Source organism: Flavisphingomonas formosensis (genome assembly GCF_009755815.1).
Classification (GTDB): domain Bacteria; phylum Pseudomonadota; class Alphaproteobacteria; order Sphingomonadales; family Sphingomonadaceae; genus Flavisphingomonas; species Flavisphingomonas formosensis.
Genome location: NZ_WRPK01000001.1, coordinates 1,182,533 through 1,202,371 on the forward strand (window position 1 = coordinate 1,182,533; position 19,839 = coordinate 1,202,371).

Annotated in this window: 17 protein-coding genes; 7 read left to right on the forward strand and 10 right to left on the reverse strand. The window is 65.6% G+C overall.

Annotated features, from left to right (window positions below; translation table 11 throughout):
- Nucleotides 1-17: 17 nt before the first annotated feature.
- Both rfbC and GQY20_RS05780 read right to left on the reverse strand, forming a co-directional pair.
- Nucleotides 18-584 (reverse strand): dTDP-4-dehydrorhamnose 3,5-epimerase, encoded by a 567-nt coding sequence (rfbC, locus tag GQY20_RS05775; protein ID WP_157216023.1) that lies wholly within the window; start codon nucleotides 582-584, stop codon nucleotides 18-20.
- A gap of 136 nt (nucleotides 585-720) precedes the next feature.
- Nucleotides 721-1,668: an endonuclease/exonuclease/phosphatase family protein gene (locus GQY20_RS05780; protein WP_157216024.1), complete on the reverse strand. Its 948-nt coding sequence runs from the start codon at nucleotides 1,666-1,668 to the stop codon at nucleotides 721-723.
- Nucleotides 1,669-1,839: 171 nt separating this feature from the next.
- Here GQY20_RS05780 and GQY20_RS05785 point away from each other — a divergent pair, with 171 nt between their 5' ends.
- From GQY20_RS05785 to GQY20_RS05795, 3 genes are all read left to right on the forward strand, one after another.
- A complete protein-coding gene (locus tag GQY20_RS05785; protein ID WP_157216025.1) occupies nucleotides 1,840-3,150 on the forward strand; it encodes a UDP-glucose dehydrogenase family protein in 1,311 nt (436 codons plus the stop codon).
- 244 nt (nucleotides 3,151-3,394) lie between these two features.
- Entirely contained in the window at nucleotides 3,395-4,435 is a 1,041-nt protein-coding gene (gene galE / locus GQY20_RS05790) for a UDP-glucose 4-epimerase GalE (RefSeq protein WP_157216026.1), read from the forward strand.
- Between the two features lie 92 nt (nucleotides 4,436-4,527).
- On the forward strand, nucleotides 4,528-5,595 hold the full coding sequence (locus GQY20_RS05795) for a mannose-1-phosphate guanylyltransferase/mannose-6-phosphate isomerase (protein WP_198350854.1): 1,068 nt from the start codon (nucleotides 4,528-4,530) through the stop codon (nucleotides 5,593-5,595).
- A gap of 101 nt (nucleotides 5,596-5,696) precedes the next feature.
- Here the strand turns inward: GQY20_RS05795 and GQY20_RS05800 are convergent, their stop codons facing one another.
- The 3 genes from GQY20_RS05800 to GQY20_RS05810 all read right to left on the reverse strand — a co-directional run bounded on the left by GQY20_RS05800 (nucleotide 5,697) and on the right by GQY20_RS05810 (nucleotide 8,833).
- Nucleotides 5,697-6,755, reverse strand: a complete 1,059-nt coding sequence (locus GQY20_RS05800) for a M48 family metallopeptidase (RefSeq protein WP_157216028.1) — start codon at nucleotides 6,753-6,755, stop codon at nucleotides 5,697-5,699.
- 117 nt (nucleotides 6,756-6,872) lie between these two features.
- A complete protein-coding gene (locus tag GQY20_RS05805) occupies nucleotides 6,873-7,169 on the reverse strand; it encodes a hypothetical protein (protein ID WP_157216029.1) in 297 nt (98 codons plus the stop codon).
- 389 nt (nucleotides 7,170-7,558) lie between these two features.
- Nucleotides 7,559-8,833: a sugar transferase gene (locus tag GQY20_RS05810; RefSeq protein WP_157216030.1), complete on the reverse strand. Its 1,275-nt coding sequence runs from the start codon at nucleotides 8,831-8,833 to the stop codon at nucleotides 7,559-7,561.
- A 601-nt stretch (nucleotides 8,834-9,434) separates the two neighbouring features.
- Between GQY20_RS05810 and GQY20_RS05815 the strand changes: the two genes are divergently transcribed.
- Nucleotides 9,435-10,223: a metallophosphoesterase family protein gene (locus GQY20_RS05815; protein ID WP_232475898.1), complete on the forward strand. Its 789-nt coding sequence runs from the start codon at nucleotides 9,435-9,437 to the stop codon at nucleotides 10,221-10,223.
- A 56-nt stretch (nucleotides 10,224-10,279) separates the two neighbouring features.
- Here the strand turns inward: GQY20_RS05815 and GQY20_RS05820 are convergent, their stop codons facing one another.
- The 3 genes from GQY20_RS05820 to thrS form a co-directional block, all read right to left on the reverse strand.
- The gene (locus tag GQY20_RS05820) at nucleotides 10,280-11,236 is read right to left on the reverse strand and encodes an L-threonylcarbamoyladenylate synthase (protein WP_157216032.1); all 957 of its coding nucleotides are present in this window, start codon (nucleotides 11,234-11,236) and stop codon (nucleotides 10,280-10,282) included.
- A gap of 88 nt (nucleotides 11,237-11,324) precedes the next feature.
- A complete protein-coding gene (infC, locus tag GQY20_RS05825; protein ID WP_157216033.1) occupies nucleotides 11,325-11,864 on the reverse strand; it encodes a translation initiation factor IF-3 in 540 nt (179 codons plus the stop codon).
- 176 nt (nucleotides 11,865-12,040) lie between these two features.
- A complete protein-coding gene (gene thrS / locus GQY20_RS05830) occupies nucleotides 12,041-14,044 on the reverse strand; it encodes a threonine--tRNA ligase (RefSeq protein ID WP_157216034.1) in 2,004 nt (667 codons plus the stop codon).
- A gap of 253 nt (nucleotides 14,045-14,297) precedes the next feature.
- On the opposite strand from thrS, the gene GQY20_RS05835 reads away from it, so the two are divergent.
- The gene (locus tag GQY20_RS05835) at nucleotides 14,298-14,762 is read left to right on the forward strand and encodes a nuclear transport factor 2 family protein (RefSeq protein ID WP_157216035.1); all 465 of its coding nucleotides are present in this window, start codon (nucleotides 14,298-14,300) and stop codon (nucleotides 14,760-14,762) included.
- Between the two features lie 45 nt (nucleotides 14,763-14,807).
- On the opposite strand, the gene GQY20_RS05840 is transcribed toward GQY20_RS05835, so the two are convergent.
- Both GQY20_RS05840 and GQY20_RS05845 read right to left on the reverse strand, forming a co-directional pair.
- On the reverse strand, nucleotides 14,808-16,115 hold the full coding sequence (locus GQY20_RS05840) for a dicarboxylate/amino acid:cation symporter (protein ID WP_157216036.1): 1,308 nt from the start codon (nucleotides 16,113-16,115) through the stop codon (nucleotides 14,808-14,810).
- Between the two features lie 114 nt (nucleotides 16,116-16,229).
- Entirely contained in the window at nucleotides 16,230-17,519 is a 1,290-nt protein-coding gene (locus tag GQY20_RS05845; protein ID WP_157216037.1) for a dicarboxylate/amino acid:cation symporter, read from the reverse strand.
- 77 nt (nucleotides 17,520-17,596) lie between these two features.
- Between GQY20_RS05845 and GQY20_RS05850 the strand changes: the two genes are divergently transcribed.
- Nucleotides 17,597-18,685: a YjgN family protein gene (locus GQY20_RS05850; protein WP_157216038.1), complete on the forward strand. Its 1,089-nt coding sequence runs from the start codon at nucleotides 17,597-17,599 to the stop codon at nucleotides 18,683-18,685.
- Nucleotides 18,685-19,716: a M48 family metallopeptidase gene (locus GQY20_RS05855; protein WP_157216039.1), complete on the forward strand. Its 1,032-nt coding sequence runs from the start codon at nucleotides 18,685-18,687 to the stop codon at nucleotides 19,714-19,716. Before GQY20_RS05850 ends, GQY20_RS05855 begins: the two co-directional genes overlap by 1 nt.
- Nucleotides 19,717-19,839 lie beyond the last annotated feature (123 nt).

The window sequence follows — 19,839 nt, forward strand, 5'->3', positions numbered from 1 at the left end:
CGTTCGGGTCCCTTTCTTCACGAAGCCGACACGGGAGTCAGCGGGCGGCCGTCATAGGGGAAGGGGCTGTCGAATTCGGCGAGGCGCGGCAGCTTGCCGTCCTTGGGCGACAGGCTTGGCCCGCCCTCCGGCAGCGGCCAGGGCAAGGCGAGGTCGGGATCGTTCCAGGCGATGCCGCCGTCGCATTCGGGCGCGTAGAAATCCGAGACCTTGTAGGTCACCTCGGTATCCGGCTCGAGCGTCACGAAGCCGTGCAGGAAGCCGGCCGGCACGAACAGCTGGTGGCCATTCTCGGCCGAGAGCGTCGCCGCGGTCCATTCGCCATAGGTCGGCGAGCCCTTGCGCACATCCACCGCCACGTCCCAGATGCTGCCGCGGATGCATCGCACCAGCTTGGCCTGGGCGTGCGGCGGCGTCTGGAAATGAAGGCCTCGCAACGTGCCCACGGGACGGGACAGCGAATGGTTGTCCTGACAGAAAGACACATCCACGCCCAAATCGTGAAAGGCCCTCTGATTGTAGGTTTCGGTAAACCAGCCCCGGTCGTCTTCGAAACGTCGCGCTTTGATCAGGACTACAGGCAAGGCTCTTTCCGTTTTCTGCGGGAGGAGATGGAATGCAGGGTCGATCGATACGGCTTACTCTGTGATCGAGGCGCTTTCCTTCCGGTTTCTGCAACGCAGCATAACCCAACTCGGCTTCGCGCTGCCACATCTTTTTCTACCGCGCGGCTTGCCGCAAGTTCGGGCTGCGGACGAGATCGGCAATCACCGGCCGATGATCCGCACCGGGGCTGGCATCGCCGGTCCACGCCGCGACCGGCTGCAGCATGGCATCGACGAAGATGTGATCGATGCGCAGGTAGGGAAAGGCGAATCCGATCCGGCGGGCTCGCGTCGGAAAGGTAAAGCCGGGGCCGCTTCCCGCGACGCGGAAGGCATCGGTCAGCCGTTCCGAAAGCGTACGATAGCTGTCGTTCCAGGGCGTCGCGTTGAAATCGCCGGCGACGATACGCGGGCCGCAATGCGCTGCGACATCCTCGGTCAGCGCCGCGATCTGCAGCCGGATGGCTATGGCGTTTGCATAGCTTTTCACGGCGTGGACGTTCCACACCGTCACCGGGCCGTCCGGCGTGGCGACGGTGGCGCGCAGGAAGGCCCGATTCGGAAGGGTATCGCGGATGGGCCAGGGGGAGGCGACGATCTCGTTGCCGCGCCGCGCCGCCTGCCAGCGCCGGCCGCTCTCCTGCTCCAGCCGGGTGAGAAAGGCTGGGACGTCCGATACCTCCTGCGCGACCAGAATGTCCGGGCGATAGCCGGCGAGCAGCTGGGCGGCGCTCGCCATGTCGCGATTATAGGTTCTGAATGATGCGGTAACCACGCGCAGTGGCTGCGCGGAAGAGGGTGCGGTATCGGCAGCGGCGAGGACGGGCCATTGGCCATGGCAAAGCGCCAGCGCGGCGGCGGCAGCGCCTGTCGCCGCCCAGATCGTGCTGCGCTGCAGCGCGAGGTCCAGCGCCGCGATGCCGGCGGCCAGCCCCCAGAAGAAGCCGAGCGCATTGATGTAGCCGAAGAAAGGCGGCCCGTCGCCGAGCGATAGCCAAAGCGCGAGCCAGAGCCATGTCGCGGCGATGGCCAGCCGGGCCGGGGTGGCGATCCCGTTCAGCATCGTCCGTCGGTCCGCGCGGTCGGTGGCTTTGAGGCGGATCGATCGCGGCGCCCGACCAATCCTCTTGCTGGCAAAGGGGCGAGCGTGCAGAGCGACAGCGCCTCGCCTCTCCCCGTCGGCCAAGGGGGCCGGGGGACAGCGTTGGCAACGACGCGAGGCTGAGGAGACAGCATGAAGATTGCGATGATCGGATCCGGCTATGTGGGTCTGGTTTCAGGCAGCTGCTTTGCAGACTTCGGCCACAGCGTCACCTGCGTCGATCTCGACCAGGGCAAGATCGACGCGCTCAATCGCGGCGAGATGCCGATCTACGAGCCGGGGCTCGACCAGCTCGTCGCCGGCAACGTCGCCGCCGGCCGCCTGTTCTTCACCACCGATCTCGCCAGCGCGGTGGCCGGCGCGCAGGTGGTGTTCATCGCGGTCGGCACGCCGTCGCGCCGCGGCGACGGCCATGCCGATCTTTCCTACATCCACGCCGCGGCCCGCGATATCGCCCGGGCAGTGGACGGCTTCACCGTGGTGGTCACCAAGTCCACCGTGCCGGTCGGCACCGGCGACGAGGTGGAGCGCATCATCCGCGAGACCAACCACGAGGCCGACGTCGCGGTCGTCTCCAATCCGGAATTCCTCCGCGAAGGCGCCGCTATCGCCGATTTCAAGCGGCCCGACCGGGTCGTCGTCGGCATCGAGGACGAGCGTGCGCGACAGGTGATGTCGGAAGTCTATCGTCCGCTCAATCTCAACCAGGCGCCGGTGATGTTCACCGAGCGGCGGACCAGCGAGCTGATCAAATATGCCGCCAATGCGTTCCTGGCGGTGAAGGTGACGTTCATCAACGAAATCGCCGATCTGTGCGAGAAGGTGGGCGCCAACGTGCAGGAGGTCTCGCGCGGCGTCGGCCTCGACAAGCGGATCGGACCGAAATTCCTCCATGCCGGCCCCGGCTATGGCGGCTCCTGCTTTCCCAAGGACACGGTGGCGCTGGTCAAGACCGCGCAGGACTATGACAGCCCGATACGGCTGGTCGAGACGACGATCGCGGTGAACGACCAGCGCAAGCGCGCGATGGCGCGCAAGGTGATCACGGCATGCGGCGGCGACGTGCGGGGCAAGACGATCGGCCTGCTCGGCCTCACCTTCAAGCCAAATACGGACGACATGCGCGAGGCGCCCTCCATTTCGATCGTGCAGGCGCTGATCGATGCGGGCGCCGCCGTGCGCGCCTATGATCCCGAGGGGATGGCGGCCGCCCGGGCGGTGCTGGACGAGAAGGTGACCTATGTCGCCAGCGCCTACGACGTCGCCGACGATGCCGCAGCGATCGTCATCGTCACCGAATGGGACGCGTTCCGCGCGCTCGATCTGGCTCGCCTCAAGGAGCGGATGGCCTCGCCCATCCTCGTCGATCTGCGCAACGTCTACCAGCCCTATGAGGTGCTCCGCCACGGCTTCAGCTACAGTAGCGTGGGCCGCGTCGCCTGAAGCGGCCTGGCGATTCGGAAATTGCGGCCTCGAAGAGGATGAGAGCCGGCGGCCCGATGCGATCGGATCCGGCCGCGCGGCCGCGGCGGGCGTTGCTCAAAATTGCTGAACGATTCGGTTACCTTTTCGTAAGCGGTTGGGGCGTAGCGGGTTGGAAGCGGGCTCTCGTCTTTCCGATGCTGATGCGAGTTTCGGATGGTCGAGCGTTTCGATCTGGAGCCGAAACCTTTTTGGGGGATAATGGATGGCCACCAATGCGGCCAAACGGAACAGGACGCCGGTGCTGGTGACCGGCGGTGCGGGCTATATCGGCAGCCACGCTTGCCTCGCGCTGGTCGATGCCGGTTGGCCGCTGGTCGTGCTGGACAATCTGTCGACCGGCTTTCGCTGGGCGGTACCGCCGCAGGCGACCTTCATCCAGGGCGACGTCGGCGATGCCGCGCTCGTCGCCCGCGTGCTGCGCGATCACGGCATCGGCGCGATCATGCATTTCGCAGGATCCGTGATCGTGCCCGAATCGGTGGCGAATCCGCTTAAATATTATCGCAATAACACCGCCAACAGCGCGTCGCTGGTCGCCGAGGCGATTTCAGCCGGCGTGCCGCATTTCATCTTCTCGTCAACGGCGGCGATCTATGGAGTACCGGAGGAGATGCCGGTGACCGAATCGACGCCGCCGATGCCGATCAACCCTTATGGCCGCTCGAAGCTGATGACCGAGCATATGCTGCGGGACGTGGCGTCCGCGCATCCGATCAACTATTGTGCGCTGCGTTACTTCAACGTGGCGGGCGCGGACCGGGCGGGGCGTACCGGCCAGTCGACCCTCGGCGCGACGCATCTCATCAAGGTCGCGGTCGAAGCCGCACTCGGCAAGCGCGATCATGTCGCCGTGTTCGGCACCGACTATCCGACCCGCGACGGCACCGGGGTGCGGGATTTCATCCATGTCAGCGATTTGGTCAGCGCGCATATCGATGCGCTGGAGGCGCTGATCGCGGCGCCGGAGCGCAGCTATGTGCTCAATTGCGGTTACGGGCAGGGCTTCACCGTGCTCGACGTGCTCGAAAGCGTCGAGCGGGTGGCCGGCGTGCGCATCACCCGTCGGCTGGAACCGAGGCGCATGGGCGATTCGGCAGAAATGATTGCAGACAATTCCGCGATAATCGCGCAATTGCCGTGGAGACCGCGTTTCGCCGAGCTCGATGCTATGGTAGCGGACGCGATCAATTGGGAAAGGGGGCTTGCTGATCTCTTGGCGCACCACGGAACAGCCGGGCGCTGAGCTGGTTTTGCAGACGTTCGTAGCGGACCGATCTTCAGTCTGTTCGGGCGGCTGTCCGGTGTCCGTTATCCTTGGAGCAAAATGTGTCCGATATGATCGTGCCCGTCATTCTTTCCGGCGGATCAGGCACGCGCCTGTGGCCGCTCTCCCGGACACAGCGCCCCAAGCAGTTGCTGAGCCTCACGCACGCCGAGACGATGCTGCAGCTCACCATCCGCCGAGTGGACGATCCCGCGCGCTTTTCAGCGCCCATCGTGGTGGCCAACGCGGTTCATGCCGACATGATAGAGGAGCAGCTGGGCCTGATCGGGGTCGACCGCTTCTCCCTCATCCTCGAGCCGCTGGCCCGCAATACCGCACCGGCCATCGCGCTTGCCGCGCTGGCGGCCAAGCCCGATGATGTGCTGCTCGTCATGCCGAGCGATCATGTGATCAACGACGTCGCTGCGTTCCGGCTGGCGATCGAGGCGGCGACGCCGCTAGTGCGCGAGGGCTGGCTAGCCACCTTCGGCATTTCGCCGGACCTGCCCGAGACGGGCTATGGCTATATCCAGCTCGGGGCAAAGCTGGCGGCGGGCGTGCATCGCGCGCAGCGCTTCGTCGAGAAACCGGATCTTGCGACGGCGGAATCCTATCTCGCCTCGGGCGAATATGTGTGGAACGGCGGCATTTTCCTGTTCCGTGCCGATGCCTATCTGGCCGCGCTGGAGCAGCATTCGCCGGCAATGATCGAGGCTGCGCGAGCCGCCATGGCGTCTGCTCGCCAGGACGGCGCACGTGTCTATCCGGACAAGGCGGCCTTCGGCGCCTCGCCGTCGGATTCGATCGACTATGCCGTCATGGAAAAGAGCGACCGGGTGATCGTGACGCCGGTGGCGATGGGCTGGTCCGACGTCGGCAGCTGGGATGCGCTGCACGCTCTGGCCGAGAAGGACGGGCGTGGCAATCACGGCCATGGCGAAGTGCTGGCGATCGACACGACCAATTGCCTGATCCGTACCGAAGGGCCGCTGGTGGCCGCGGTGGGCGTGCAGGACCTGATCGTGATCGCGACCGGCGACGCCGTCCTGATCCTTCCGCGCGGCTCCAGCCAGGAGGTCAAGCGCGCGGTCGAGGCGTTGAAGCAGCAGGGGCATATCTCGCTCGACCGGCCCTGCTGAGGCGCTGTCTGCGCCTCCGACGCGGGCGGAGCATCGTGCGGAAAATGGGAACCGGTTTTCCGCGCAAAGGATGCGACCACAAGGCTTGGAGGCAAGCTGCTCTATGCCGCGGGTTTCAGGCGATTGGTGAAGAATGGCAGCTCCGGGATCAGCGGCTGACCCTGGGCCCGTTTGCGGTCTATCTCGTGGATCGCTGTCTCCGTCAGCGCGACGCGCTTGGGCCAGCTCGGATGGCTGCCTCCGCCGCTGCCGCCATAATTGCGCGAACGTTCCCAGAAAAGCGGCGCCTGGCGATAATCATAACCTGCCCGCGCCATCAGATAGACGCCGACATAATCCGCTTCCGCTTCGGACTGGCGCACGCTGACGACCTTGTCGTCGATCCGGCCGCCATGGCCCGAGGGATCGCGGTCATGTTGGACGTTGTGGCTCATCTCATGGCCGAGCACCACGGCGAGCTCGTCGTCGCTGCGCGTATAGCCGACCACGGCGGTGGTGATGGTGGCGGTCAGCCCGTCCGCATAGGAATTCATTTCCCGCGACAGCGAAAGATCCGCGCGGGACCGGCAGCCGGAGACCGAGCCGAGCGTCACGCTCAGCGGCTGGCCGTGGCGCAGGATGGAGAGTGTGGCGGCTCCCCGGCCGAGCTCGCGTTCGATCAGATTGGTAAGCCCGGAGATGGCGGTGACGCTGCCGCGCCGACCCGAGGTGACGCCGTCCAGCGGCAGAGCGATGCCATTAATCGCTTTCACCACATCGTCCGGCTGGAGCCCGGCCGTATCGGCGGGGCTGCCAGGCACCACCACCATCACCGATGGTCCGTCGTCGAGATGGAAGAAGCGGGCGGCCGCATCGCGGATATTGGCGCTGAACTGGGATTTTTCCTGCATGACGAGGCCGCTTTGCGGCAGATGCGTGTCGCATAGCGCATCGTTGGCGGTCGCCAGGCGGAAGTTGATCTCGGCCAGGTGGCTTTGCTGAAGTCGGAGCGCGGCGAAATTGCGGTCGAGCTCCGAAGCCGAATCGTCGCTCGTGTCGGTATCGGCGCGAACCGCCGCGGTCGGCGCGATGTCGGCAGCGAGCAGCCCGGCGAGGGCCATGTGAAAGGCGATGAAAAGGTGGAACGGAAGCAAGGGGTGCGCGCGAGTCTTTCTGGGCATGGAAATCAGGCGAGTTGCACCTTGTCCGCGGCGGGACCGTAGAAAGGAAAACGGCGAGGTAGCTATGCTACCTCGCCGTTTCTTAACTTAGCCTCGCGGCCACAACTGAATTTGAGTTCAGTTGTTGCAGCTGCCGCCAGGGCTTTCGCAATGGTCGTGGTGCTTGTCGGTCAGCGCCCAGATGAGCAGACCGGTAGCGCCAAGAGCCGCAGCGCCAGCAACATATTTGCCGCTGTCGTCAAACATGCGGCTGACCTTCTTCGACTTGGTCGACGTGACGCGAGCGTCAGACGCCAAGAGCGAAGTCGAGCCCCAGACCGCAGTGTTAGGACGAACCGCCGTGGCCGCCTGGGCGGAGGCCGCCGAGAGGACCGTGGCGAGCGCCACCACCGAGAGAGTTCCGAGCTTCTTCATAAGTCCTCCACTACATGTACACGCGTTGGACACATGCTGCATTGCCACAAAGAGGGGGTGCCGTCAACCATGACAAGAGGCGTTCGGATGAATTCGCGTCAGTAAAACGGGCCGCTGCTTCCAACCCGACGCGACTTGCCAGGCATGTCGTGGCGACGGCGAATCGCATTCGAGACGATCTACAGTCGCTGCAAGTAAAACCGAGCCTTATCCGATGAATTGATTCGCTCCGATGCCGGCGAATCATAGACGCGGTGGCGGGTGTGGTATTTTCGCCTCACCGCCTATGATTCGACGCGGGTCTATTGGACGAGCGAGAAATAGCTGCGCCCGGTCGTATCGACCGGGCGTGAAAAAAGCAGGACGACGGATTTGGGGCTCGCGGCGCGTCAGAAGGCGTTGCGGTGCACGATCACCCGGAAAGTCGACAGGATGATCGAGATGTCGCGCCAGATCGTCCAGCCAGACAGATATTCGAGGTCCGCCTGCAGCCGGTTGGAGAGATCCTCGCGGCACAGCGTCGCCCCGCGAAAGCCGCGGATCTGGGCGAGGCCGGTCATGCCGGGCTTCACCGCGTGCCGATCCCAGTAGCGGGTGTCGATCTCCCAGAAGAGCGCATCGTCCGCCGTAGAGGCGAGGGCGTGGGGGCGAGGCCCCGCGACGCTCATGTCGCCCACCAGCACGTTCAGCAACTGCGGCAGCTCGTCGAGGCTCGTGCGACGGATGAAGCGGCCGACGCGGGTGATGCGATCGTCGTCCCGGCCTGTGGAACGGCGGCCTTCGCCGTCCAGCGTCTCCGTCCGCATGCTGCGGAATTTGTACATGGAGAACATCCGGTTGCCGCGACCGATCCGCTTCTGCTTGAAGAAAACGGGTCCGCTGCTGTCCAACTTCACCGCGATACCCACCACCGCCATCACCGGCACCACGACAGGCGCCAGCACGGCGAGGATGGAAAGATCGAGCAGGCGCTTCAGCGCCCGGTCGCGCAGGCCCAGCGGTCCCACCGCGACGACCAGCGTGCTCTGCCGCACGAAGCGGCCGGTGCCGAGCGAACCGATATCGTCGAGCTCGGGCGCCAATATCTCGGCGGAGACGTCCGCGCCCTTCAGCGCCATCGCCCAGGCGCGGCGGCGCTCCGGCGGACAGGCGACGACCACGCGATCGACGTTACGCAGGAAATGGCCCAGCCGGTCGAGCATCCAGGGATCGTTGACCGAAGGCTTGATGCCCGCCTGTTCGGCATGGAGAATGAAGGCATCCTCCGGACCATCTATATCCACCCCGTCGCAGATGATGATCTCGCTCAGCGGGCTCTGACCTAGCCAGCGGGGGATCAGCTTGCCCAGCACGGTGCGGCCCGCGACGATGAACAGCGCGCTCGTGCCGATGCCGACGCTGAAGGCGAGGCGGGAGAAGTCCGCGCCGGCTTTCAGATAGAAGGCCATTCCGAGGACCACGCCGATCGTGAACATGAGGCCCAGCGCCGCACGGTAGATGCCGAGGCGGGAATTGGTGAGCACGTCGATCGTATAGGCTCGACTGTTCAGCGCGGTGCCCAGATAAACCGGCAGCACGACCACGAGCATATTGTAGCCCTGCTGGTCGAGCACATCGTTGAAGCGAACCTGATTGCCGAAAAGAAAGCCAAGGACGAGCGACATCGTATCACAGATCAGGAGCGCGAAGTACAGCCGGAGCCGCAGCATCTCCTTGGATCGAGGCGTAGAAACGACACTTCGCGCGTCGAAGTCGGTCTGAGCCTGTCGGACATATCCATAGTGGATATTCACGCAATCACCTCATCTGACATCGAAGGACCGGCTAATGACGCACCGCGTACGCTATTACAATATCACCCGAGCCGTTTACGCAAGAAATATTTTGCACTGCACAAATCTTGGCGCTACCCTCGGCTCACCGTCGGCAACCAGTACGGGATAGCGATGTGATCGACCCCTCGTTGTGATGCAGCGCACAGAAATTACAAAAAGTCGGGTGCAAGAAATGAATTGCGGCGAGTCGTTTAGGATCGGCGACAAGCGCGATGCGCCTTGGCTGTTTCTGCGAGCGAGAACAGCCAATTTGCAAGGGCTTGGCACTTCCGAACCGGCGGTGGCGGCTTTCGAGTCGCAGCGGTCGGACGTCAAGCCAGGGCAGAGCGGAAAAGCGGCGAACTGTGTTGCGTAAGAGGGTGAACCGGTGCTGAAATATCTGAAGCGGCGATGGGCAGCGTCGAGGGCGATGCCCTCCATACCGGAAGGTATGCGGGTTTATGCGATCGGCGATGTGCACGGCCGGCTGGATTTGCTCGAAGTTCTGATCGAGGCACTACGCGAAGATAATGAAGGGCGTGGCCCAGCGGACACACAGATCATCTTTCTCGGAGATCTGGTCGACCGCGGCCCCAATTCGGCGCAGGTGATCGAGTATCTTCTATCGGATGCGATCAACTTTGCATCGGTGCGCTATATTGCCGGCAATCACGAGGAGGCTTTTCTCGACGTGCTGGCTGGGCGCAACGAAACCGCGAACGTCGCCTGGTTCCGTTTCGGCGGTGTCGATACGCTGAAAAGCTATGGCGTCTCCTCGAATGCGATCGCGCAACGGGGCCTGATTCTGTTCGACGAGCTGAACCACAAGGTCCCCCGCCGGCATATCGATTTCATCGAATCGTTCGAGCCGCATATCCAGCTCGGCAGCTATTTGTTCGTCCATGCGGGCATCCGCCCGGGCGTGGCGCTCGATCGTCAGGCTACCCATGATTTATTGTGGATTCGCAAGGAATTCCTAGAGGATGACCGCGATCATGGAATGATCGTCGTGCACGGCCACAGCGTTACCGATGCAGTCGATCGGCGGACCAACCGGATCGGCATAGACACGGGTGCCTATAAGAGCGGAAGGCTGACCGCGCTGGGTCTGCAGGGCACGGATCGCTGGACGGTCTCGACCTGCCCGATGCTGACCCGAAACACCGGGCGCCTGTCCCCGGCGATCGGCGTCGAAACGTCGGACCTGGATCTCGTGACGCTCGCCAACGACGTCGCCTGAGACCGCATATGACGCATTTCGTTACTACATGGTAACGAGATGCGTTTCGGGGGACGCTAATTTTGCCGCGGTGCAGCAGCGCGGCGAAGGCGGTCGTTGATCGCCTCGCCGAGGCCATGCTGCGGCACCGGGGCTACCGCAATTGCTGCAGCATCGGACGCGTCCGCTGCATGCAGCAGTTCAAACAGCTGCGCTGCGGCTTCCACCAGATCGCCGGCCACGGACAGCGTGGCATCGCCCGCTACGGCGCCGAATCCGATCATCCATTCGCCCGGCTTCGCAGCGGCCGCATCCAGCCGAAGCGGCTTGGACGGCGCATAATGGCTGGCAAGCTGCCCTGGCGCCTCGATCCGGCCGGCCGTCGCTGCGGTCAGCGGCAGCCCGGCTGCCTCGGTGAGCCGGGTGAGGTCGACCGGGCCCGGCCGAAGCAGGCGCAGACGATCATGCTCGACCGCGACGATCGTCGATTCCAGCCCGTGGGCGGTGGCACCTGCATCGAGAATCAACGGAATGCGGCCGCCGAGCGTGCGCGCGACATGGCCGGCACGGCTGGGACTGATCGTGCCGCTGGCATTGGCGGATGGCGCCGCGAGGGGGCGGCCGCTCTTTGCCAGCACCGCCCGCATGACGGGGTGCGAAGGCATGCGTAGCGCGACCGTCGGCAACCCGGCGGTGACGATCCCGGCGATCCCCGCTTCCGGCCGAAGCGGCAGGACGAGGGTGAGGGGACCGGGCCAGAAGCGGGCGGCGAGCCGGCGGGCGCTTTCGTCGAACCGCGCAATCGCCTCAGCCGCCGCAAGGTCGGGCACATGGACGATCAGCGGATTGAAGGAGGGGCGGCCCTTGGCGGCATAGATGCGCGCGACGGCTTCGCCCATCGTCGCATCCGCGGCGAGGCCGTAGACGGTCTCGGTGGGGATGGCGACGGGCTGGCCGGCGGCGATCCATTCGGCCGCGCGTGCGATGCCGTGCGCGTCGGCCGGCAGGGTCTCGGTGTCGAACGGATCGGGCATCGAGGCCTTGTGGCAGGCCCTCAAGCGAGCCGAAAGAGAAAAGCCGCCGCCGGACGCGCTTGCGGCGCGTCCGCACGTACCACGCAGCTTATTTCGGCGCGAGGACCATCAGCATCTGGCGGCCTTCCATGCGTGGAAACTGCTCCACCTTGGCGGTCTCGGCCATTTCGGCCTGAACGCGCTGGAGCACCTGCATGCCGAGCTGGCCATGCGCCAGCTCACGGCCGCGGAAGCGCAGCGTGACCTTGACCTTGTCGCCCTCGTCGATGAACTCGTGAATCTTCTTCATCTTCGTATCATAATCATGATCGTCGATGTTCGGACGCATCTTGATCTCTTTGATCTCCTGCGTCTTCTGACTCTTACGGGCGAGGTTGGCCTTTTTCTGAGCCTCGTACTTGAACTTGCCGACGTCGAGGAACTTGCAGACCGGCGGGTCTGCATTGGGAGAAACCTCGACAAGATCGAGGCCGGACTCTGCCGCCTGCTCGATCGCCTCGCGCGTATACATGACCCCCAGATTATCGCCATTCTCGTCGATCACACGCACCTTGGGCACGTTGATAAACTCGTTGAAACGAGGACCATTGAGCGGCATCGGCGGAGCCCCGAGTGGGCGCCTCATCATTGGCGGACGTATAACGCTATCTCCTATGGTTCATTCGCAGGGGCGCGATGTAATATGCATCGGCCCCATTTGGAAGATGTCTGCGCGGCAGGATGGTACGATTTGCACATCATTGTGGCCTGCCGGCCATGGTGCGGCTCTTTTGATCCTCCGCCTGCGGGGAAGATGAGGCGATGTCAGGCGCGTGCCAGATCCGGCGGCGTGCCTTCGCGCACGAGGCGCGCGATCGCCGCGTCGAGGGCAAGGACCTCCTGGCGCGCATCGGCACCGAGCGGGCGCAGCGCGACGGTGCCTTCCTCCGCCTCGCGCTTGCCGATCACGAGCAGGTTGGGCACCTTGGCCACGCTATGCTCGCGCACCTTGAAGTTGATCTTCTCGTTGCGCAGGTCCGCCTCGGCGCGGATGCCGGCCGCTCTCAACTTCTCGACCACCGACAGGGCATAATCGTCCGCATCGGACACGATCGTCGCCACTACCGCCTGTACCGGCGCCAGCCAGGCCGGGAAGCGGCCGGCATGATGCTCGATCAGGATGCCGATGAATCGTTCGAACGTGCCGAGGATCGCGCGATGCAGCATCACCGGGCGGTGGCGCTGGCCGTCCTCGCCGACATAGGAGGCGTCGAGCCGCTCGGGCAGCACCGTGTCCGCCTGGATGGTGCCGACCTGCCAGGTGCGGCCGATCGCATCGGTCAGGTGGAATTCCAGCTTCGGCGCATAGAAGGCGCCTTCGCCGGGTAGCTCCTCCCAGCCATAAGCTTCGGTCGCGCGGCCCGCCGCGGCGACGGCGTCGCGCAGGGTCTGCTCGGCCTTGTCCCACATCTCCTCGGAGCCGAAGCGCTTCTCCGGCCGGAGCGCCAGCTTGATCGCGTACTGCTCGAAGCCGAGGTCGCGATAGACACTGTCGAGCAGGTCGCAGAACGCCTTGATCTCCTCGATCAGCTGGTCCTCGCGCACGAAGATATGCGCGTCGTCCTGGGTGAACTGGCGCACCCGCATGATGCCGTGCAACGCGCCGTGCGGCTCGTTGCGGTGGCAGCAGCCGAACTCGGCCATGCGGATCGGCAGGTCGCGATAGCTCTTGATACCCTGCTTGAAGATCAGGATGTGCGCGGGGCAGTTCATCGGCTTGAGCGCCATCAGCTCGGCCTTGCCGGAGAGGATCGGCCCCTCCTCCTCGGTCGAGGGGATCTCGTCCGGCACGACGAACATATTCTCGCGATATTTGCCCCAGTGGCCCGACTGTTCCCACTGGCGGGCATCCATGAGCTGCGGCGTCTTGACTTCCTCATAGCCCGCCGCATCCAGCCGGCGGCGCATATAGGCCTCCAGCTGGCGCCACAGGACGAAGCCCTTGGGATGCCAGAAGACGCTGCCCTGCGCCTCGCTCTGCAGGTGGAACAGGTCCATCTCCTGCCCGATCTTGCGATGGTCGCGCTTCGCCGCCTCCTCCAGGCGGAAGAGATGCGCGTCGAGCTGCTTCTTGGTGAGCCAGCCGGTGCCGTAGATGCGCGAGAGCATCGCATTCTTCTGGTCGCCGCGCCAATAGGCGCCGGACACGCGGGTCAGCTTGAACGCCTGCGGATCGAGCTTGCCGGTGGAGGCGAGATGGGGCCCGCGGCACATGTCGAGCCAGTCGTGGCCCGATCGATAGACGGTCAGCTCCTCGCCCTCGGGCAGCTCCGCCGCCCATTCCGCCTTGAAGGTCTCGCCCGCGGCTCGCCAGCGCGCGATCAGCTGCTCGCGCGGCCAGACCTCGCGAACGAGCGGCTTGTCCGCCGCGATGATGCGCCGCATCTCCGCCTCGATCGCCGGCAGGTCCTCCTCGGTGAAGGGCCGGTCCTTCGGCGCGAAGTCGTAATAGAAGCCGTCGTCGGTCGAAGGGCCGAAGGTGATCTGCGTGCCGGGGAACAGCGCCTGCACCGCCTCGGCCAGCACATGGGCATAGTCGTGCCGTACCAGCTCCAGCGCATCCGCCTCGTCGCGCGCGGTGACGAGCGCGAGCGCCGAATCACCTTCCAACGGGCGATTGAGATCGCGCAGCTCGCCATTCACGCGCGCGGCGAGCGCCGCCTTGGCGAGGCCAGGCCCGATCGCCGCCGCGATGTCGCCGGGCGTGGTGCCGGCGGGCACTTCGCGGACGGAGCCATCGGGAAGCGTGATCGCATAAAGATCTGACATCGGGCGGTCGTTTCACTCGGTTGGAGGGTAAAAACGGCGCGGCTTATGCCCGCTTACCCGGCATGAGGGCAAGCGCGCTGCGCCGCGGCCGATCGGGCAGGTCGCCCATGCCCAACATAGGGCGGTGTCGGAATTAGGAAAGGGTGGCGTGGAGCGGGGCATGGCCGGCTTGCATTCCGGCGGTCCGGCTGCACTATGCCCGTAAGCCGGCCCGCGCCGAAGCCGGCACGAGGCGATCCGAGGAGAGAGAGGCATGGCCGAGGCGAGCGACTATTTCGCGCTGCTCAACCTGATGCACCGCTATTGCGAACTGATCGATGCGGGCGATTATGACGGCATCGGCATGCTGTTCGCCCATGCAGACGTTTACGGATCCGATCCCGACGTGCCCGTCGTGCGGGCGGGCACCGACAATTATGGCGACGTCTTCCGTGCCTGGACGCGACTCTATCCCGAGACCGGCACGCCGCGCACCCGGCACGTATGCACTAACCACATCATCGACTTCGACGACGACAGCCACGCCCGTGCCCGGGCAAGCTACACCGTCTTCCAGCAGACGCCCGAGCTGCCGCTGCAGCCGATCATCATCGGCTATTACTGGTATCGCTTCGGGAAAGTCGGCGGGGCCTGGGCGTTCACCGAGCGGCGCGAGCAGGTATCCCTGGCCGGCGACCTGTCGGCCCATCTGCTCCAGCAGCTGGAGATGCCGGCTTGACGGCATGGTGCAGAACGGGCCCGGGCCCCGCGCGGTTCGTGACGGTCAGGCGGGGAGCGGCATCGCCTCGGCGGCCGCGCCGCGTCGCAGCAGGCGGGCCACCACCGTCGTCACTGCCAGATCGGCGGTGACGTTGCCCATCGTGACGAAGATATCCGGGATGGCGAAGACCGCGATCCACAGCGGCAGGAAGCCGAGCGGCGCGCCGGCCGCCTGGAAGAGCGGCGCGTCCGCCGCGTAGATGACCGCAGCGCCGGGCAGGCCGACCACGCCGATATTGGTGAGCAGGCTGATCGCGACGATCACGACATATTGGCCCGGCGCCAGCGATATTCCGGCGGCGTGGGCGGCGAACAGGCATTCCATGCAGCCGGTCATCGCCGTGGCGAACCGAAAGCTGCTCGCCGCCAGCGGCAGCGTGGTCGAGGCGATGACGGGATCGAGGCCCAGCCCGCCCTCCGCCGCCTCGATCATCGCGGGCAGCGTCGCCAGGGACGAGCAGGTGCCCGCCGCCACCGCCTGCGGACCGGCTGCGGCGATCGCGAAATGCCGCCAGCCGATACCCCCGGCGACGCGCGCGACGAGATGGCAGAAGGCGATGCCGCCCAGCACGACGATGCACGTCATGATCACCATCTGGCCGAGCATGGTCGCGATCGCGAAGCCGGCCTGCAGCGCGATCTCGAGCGCGAGCAGGAAGATGCCGGCCGGCGCCAGCTTCAGCACGCCGTGGACGATCGCCATCATCGTATCCGCGACGGCCTCGATCGTCGCGACGAGCAGCGAGCGCCGGTCGGGCGCGATCCGCGTGGCGGCGATGCCGAAGATCACGGCGAAGATCACCAGCGGCGCCATCTGCCCCTCCGCCGCGGCGCCGACCGGGTTGACCGGCAGCAGCGCGATCAGCTGGTCGACGAGCGGCACGGACGCCTGTGCCGCTGCGGGCGACGTTCCGGCGAGCTCGGTCAGCGCGATCGGCGGTGTCGGCCACAGCGCCAGCAGGAAGTGGGCGGCTGCCAGCCCATAGGTCGTGCCGATCAGCAGCATCGCCGCGAACAACGCGGCGATGAGGCCGGCCGCGCGTGCGCGCGTCTCGAGCGCGGCGAGGCGGCCGATCGCGCTCGCCACCAGGCTGAAGATCAGCGGGACGAGCGTCATGCGCAGCGCGTTCAGCCACAGCGTGCCGAGCGGCTTCACCGCCGCGGCGAGGGCCAGCAGGGCGGGTTCGCCGGACCCGCGGATCGCGAAACCGGTCGCGAGCCCGGCGGCGAGCGCGAGCAGCGGCCCGCGCGCGCCGTTGCCGGCCTGCGGCTGCGCCGCCTTCCCGCCGGTCTTCGATGCGGCATGGTGCATGGTCTGTTCCCCCGGGCGATATCGGCGCCCGGAGGGGGAGGGTCGCCGGAGCGAGCCTGCAGGGGAAGAGAACAAATTTGATCAAAGCGCGGCGCGCGCTTTGCCCTGGCGGCGTCAGGCCGCGTGCAAGGATTGCGGCTGCGCCCCGCCCAGCGCCGCCTGCATTTTCGCATCGTCGAGTTGCCCCTCCCAGCGCGAGACGACGAAGGTCGCCACTGCATTGCCGATGAAATTGGTCAACGCGCGGCATTCGCTCATGAACCGGTCGACGCCGAGGATCAGCGCCATGCCGGCGACGGGCACGGTCGGCACCACCGAGAGCGTCGCGGCGAGGGTGACGAAGCCCGATCCGGTGACGCCCGCCGCGCCCTTCGAGCTCAGCATCGCGACGAGCAGCAGCAGGATCTCCTGGCCCAGCGTCAGCGGCGTGTTGGTCGCTTGCGCGATGAACAGGGCGGCCATGGTCATGTAGATGTTGGTGCCGTCGAGATTGAAGGAATAGCCGGCGGGCACGACCAGGCCGACGATCGTCTTGGGGCAGCCGGCGCGCTCCAGCTTCTCGATGAGCAGCGGCATCGCGCTTTCGGACGAGGAGGTGCCGAGCACGAGCAGCAGCTCCGCTCGGATGTAGCGCAAGAGGCGCAGGATCGAGAAACCGGTCAGCCGCGCGACGGCGCCGAGCACGATCAGCACGAACAGGATCGCCGTCAGGTAGAAGCAGGCGATCAGAGCGGCGAGATTGGCGAGCGCGCCGATGCCGTAGCTGCCGACGGTGAAGGCCATCGCGCCGAAGGCGCCAAACGGCGCGGCATACATAAGGATATGGACGATGCGGAACACCACCTCGCCGAGCGACTTGAGCGCGGTAGTGAGCCGCGCCCCGCGCTCGCCCAGCATGGCCAGCGCGACGCCGAACAGGATGGCGAAGAACAGCACCTGCAGCACGTCGCCTTCGGCAAAGGCGCTGAAAGGCGTCGTCGGGATGATGTGCATCAGGAAGCCGACGACCGTCTGGTCATGGGCTTTGGTGATATATTCGCTGATCTTGCCGTGATCCAGCGTGCGCGGATCGATGTTCAGCCCGTGGCCGGGCTGGAGCAGGTTGGCGACGATCAGGCCGATGATCAGCGCCAGCGTAGAGAAGAACAGGAAATAGCCCATCGCCTTGAGGCCGATGCGCCCGAAGCTCTTGAGATCGGACATGCCGGCGATGCCGGCGACTACGGTCAGGAAGATCACCGGGGTGATGATCATCTTGACGAGCTTGATGAACGCGTCGCCGAGCGGCTTCAGGCTGGCCCCCTGCGTCGGGAAGGCCCATCCGAACAGCACGCCCAGGGCGATGCCGACCAGCACCCAGAAATAGAGCGTGCGATAGAAAGGGCGGCCGCCGGTCGCTTCCATTTGGATCCTTCCCCCATTGACCTTGTCAGGGCGTCATAGTGATGTGTGCACGGGGACATGACTAGGGGGCATCAAACATGCAGCTCGAAGGGGGCGGGGAGGACGCGTTCGCGTTCACCGGCACGTGGCGCGGCTATCTGCCGATCGCGCTCGGCAATCTGGCGCTCACCATCGCCACGCTGGGCGTCTACCGTTTCTGGGGCAAGGCGCGCGAGCGGCGCTATCTGTGGCGCCACACCTGGTTCCTGGACGATCGGCTGGAATGGGCGGGCACCGGCCGGGAGATGTTCGTCGGCTTCCTGATCGTCATGCTGATCGTCTCGCCGGCGCTGATCTTCCTCAATTTCGGCTTTCAGGCGATGGTGATGCGCGGGCATGGCGTGGCGGCCGGCATCCTCCTGGCGCTGGTCTACGCCTTTCTCACCCTGCTGCGCGGCATCGCCCGTTTCCGCGGGCTGCGCTATCGGCTGAGCCGCACCTACTGGCACGGCATCCGCGGCGGCAGCGAGGATTCGGGCAGCCATTATGCCTGGGCCCATGTCTGGAAGACGGCGGCAGGCTATGCGCCGCTGGCGCTGCTCGTCCCCTGGTCGATGGTCGCGCTGTGGAACCAGCGCTGGCGGGCGATGAGCTTCGGGCGCCAGCGGTTCGAGGCCGATGCGGCATCGCGGCCGCTGTTCGGCCGATACCTGCTCTTCTACATGGCGCCCTTCCTTCTGGTGGCGCTCTCCTTCTTCCAGCTGGCCACTACGGGCGGTCTGCTCGGCGCGGGGGTGATCGTCTACACGGAGGCGCCCTTCTGGGTGAAGCTGCTGCTGTTCCTGGCCGTGACGACTTCGATCTACCTGCTGATCGGAATGATCGGCGTCGCTTATTATTCCGCCTATTTCCGGGAAGCGGTGGCGGGGCTGTCCTGGGGCGACATGCGCTTCTCCTTCTCTGCGCGGACGGACGACTGGGTCTCGCTGCTGCTGGGCGATGCCGTGATCGTGATCGGCACGCTGGGCCTCGGCTTCGCCTTCATCGGCTATCGCCACTGGTCCTTCTTCATCCGCCATCTCGAAGCGCACGGCCCGGTGGACGACGCAGCCCTCGGCCAATCCACGACACGGGCGCCACGCGAGGCGGAGGGCTTCATCGACGCCTTCGACGTGGGAGCATTGTGATGCGCGCTGCCGACACTCTCACCGCCTGGCACTATGACGGGCAGTCTGCGATCCGCCACCAACTGGACGTGCGGCGCGAGGGCGATACGCTCGATCTCGGCAATGGCGATCGCGTCGCCTTCGCCGATCTGCGCGCGGCCGGCGAGCGCGATGCGCCGCTCTACGCCCGTGCCGGGCACGACGGCTGGCAGATCGGCTTCTTCGATCCGCCGCCGGAGGACTGGGCGGCGCTGTTGCCGCGGCAGGAGCGTTTTGGCGGCATATTGGATCGTATCGGCGTGATTCCGGCGGTGCTCGGTGCGCTGCTGCTGTCGGCGCTCGGCGTCTATCTGCTCGCTCATGCCGCCGGTGCAGCGGCGCGGGCGGTGCCGGAGCGCTGGGAGGTCGCCTTCGGCAAGGCGATCACCGGCGACGATTTCGGCGGCAAGGCGTGCACCGGCGTCGCCGGTCAGCGGGCGCTGGACCAGCTTGCCGCGCGGCTGACCACCGATCGCCGGCCGGTGCAGGTACGGGTGATAGACAAGCCGATTGTCAATGCGGTGACGCTGCCGGGGCGGCAGATCCTGCTGTTCAGCGGCCTGATCGATGCAGCCGACACGCCCGAGGAAGTTGCGGGCGTGCTGGGCCACGAAATCGGCCATGTCGAGCATCGCGACGCGATGAGCGGCCTGCTGCGCGATTTCGGGCTGAGCCTGATCGTGGGCAGCGGCGATGCCGGCGCCTTCGCCCAATCGCTGCTGTCGAGCCGCTACAGCCGCGAGGCGGAGCAGGCGGCGGACCAGGCGGCGATGGACAGCCTCGCGCGTGCCGACATATCGCCCGCCGCCATGGTGAAGCTGTTCGACAGGTTGAGCGAGGTCGAGAAACGCTTCCCCGGCATCAGCCGCGCCTTCAGCTACATGTCCACGCACCCCCTGAATGCCGACCGCCGTGCGATGTTCCAAGGCGCGGTGCGGCGCGATCATTTCTACCAGAGCGGGCTCGACGATGCGCAGTGGGTGGCGGTGAAGACAATGTGCATGGCGCGGTGAGGGCGCCGCGTGGGGCTCTCTGTTCCGCTTGCGCTACGGCATTCGCTCCTCGCGGATGTGCTGCTTCTTCGTCATATCGAACTTGTTTCAGCATGACGGGAAGATCGGCATGCTACCTTTGGT

Excerpts from the sequence above, each read along its gene's own strand:
- GQY20_RS05780 (WP_157216024.1), bottom strand. The coding sequence starts at position 1,668 with ATGCTGAACGGGATCGCCACCCCGGCCCGGCTGGCCATCGCCGCGACA.
- GQY20_RS05840 (WP_157216036.1), bottom strand. The coding sequence starts at position 16,115 with ATGCACCATGCCGCATCGAAGACCGGCGGGAAGGCGGCGCAGCCGCAG.
- GQY20_RS05800 (WP_157216028.1), bottom strand. The coding sequence starts at position 6,755 with ATGCCCAGAAAGACTCGCGCGCACCCCTTGCTTCCGTTCCACCTTTTC.
- GQY20_RS05845 (WP_157216037.1), bottom strand. The coding sequence starts at position 17,519 with ATGGAAGCGACCGGCGGCCGCCCTTTCTATCGCACGCTCTATTTCTGG.
- GQY20_RS05835 (WP_157216035.1), top strand. The coding sequence starts at position 14,298 with ATGGCCGAGGCGAGCGACTATTTCGCGCTGCTCAACCTGATGCACCGC.
- GQY20_RS05850 (WP_157216038.1), top strand. The coding sequence starts at position 17,597 with ATGCAGCTCGAAGGGGGCGGGGAGGACGCGTTCGCGTTCACCGGCACG.
- GQY20_RS05815 (WP_232475898.1), top strand. The coding sequence starts at position 9,435 with ATGCGGGTTTATGCGATCGGCGATGTGCACGGCCGGCTGGATTTGCTC.
- GQY20_RS05855 (WP_157216039.1), top strand. The coding sequence starts at position 18,685 with ATGCGCGCTGCCGACACTCTCACCGCCTGGCACTATGACGGGCAGTCT.
- galE (WP_157216026.1), top strand. The coding sequence starts at position 3,395 with ATGGCCACCAATGCGGCCAAACGGAACAGGACGCCGGTGCTGGTGACC.
- thrS (WP_157216034.1), bottom strand. The coding sequence starts at position 14,044 with ATGTCAGATCTTTATGCGATCACGCTTCCCGATGGCTCCGTCCGCGAA.
- GQY20_RS05795 (WP_198350854.1), top strand. The coding sequence starts at position 4,528 with ATGATCGTGCCCGTCATTCTTTCCGGCGGATCAGGCACGCGCCTGTGG.
- GQY20_RS05810 (WP_157216030.1), bottom strand. The coding sequence starts at position 8,833 with ATGTCGCTCGTCCTTGGCTTTCTTTTCGGCAATCAGGTTCGCTTCAAC.
- GQY20_RS05805 (WP_157216029.1), bottom strand. The coding sequence starts at position 7,169 with ATGAAGAAGCTCGGAACTCTCTCGGTGGTGGCGCTCGCCACGGTCCTC.
- GQY20_RS05785 (WP_157216025.1), top strand. The coding sequence starts at position 1,840 with ATGAAGATTGCGATGATCGGATCCGGCTATGTGGGTCTGGTTTCAGGC.
- GQY20_RS05820 (WP_157216032.1), bottom strand. The coding sequence starts at position 11,236 with ATGCCCGATCCGTTCGACACCGAGACCCTGCCGGCCGACGCGCACGGC.
- infC (WP_157216033.1), bottom strand. The coding sequence starts at position 11,864 with ATGATGAGGCGCCCACTCGGGGCTCCGCCGATGCCGCTCAATGGTCCT.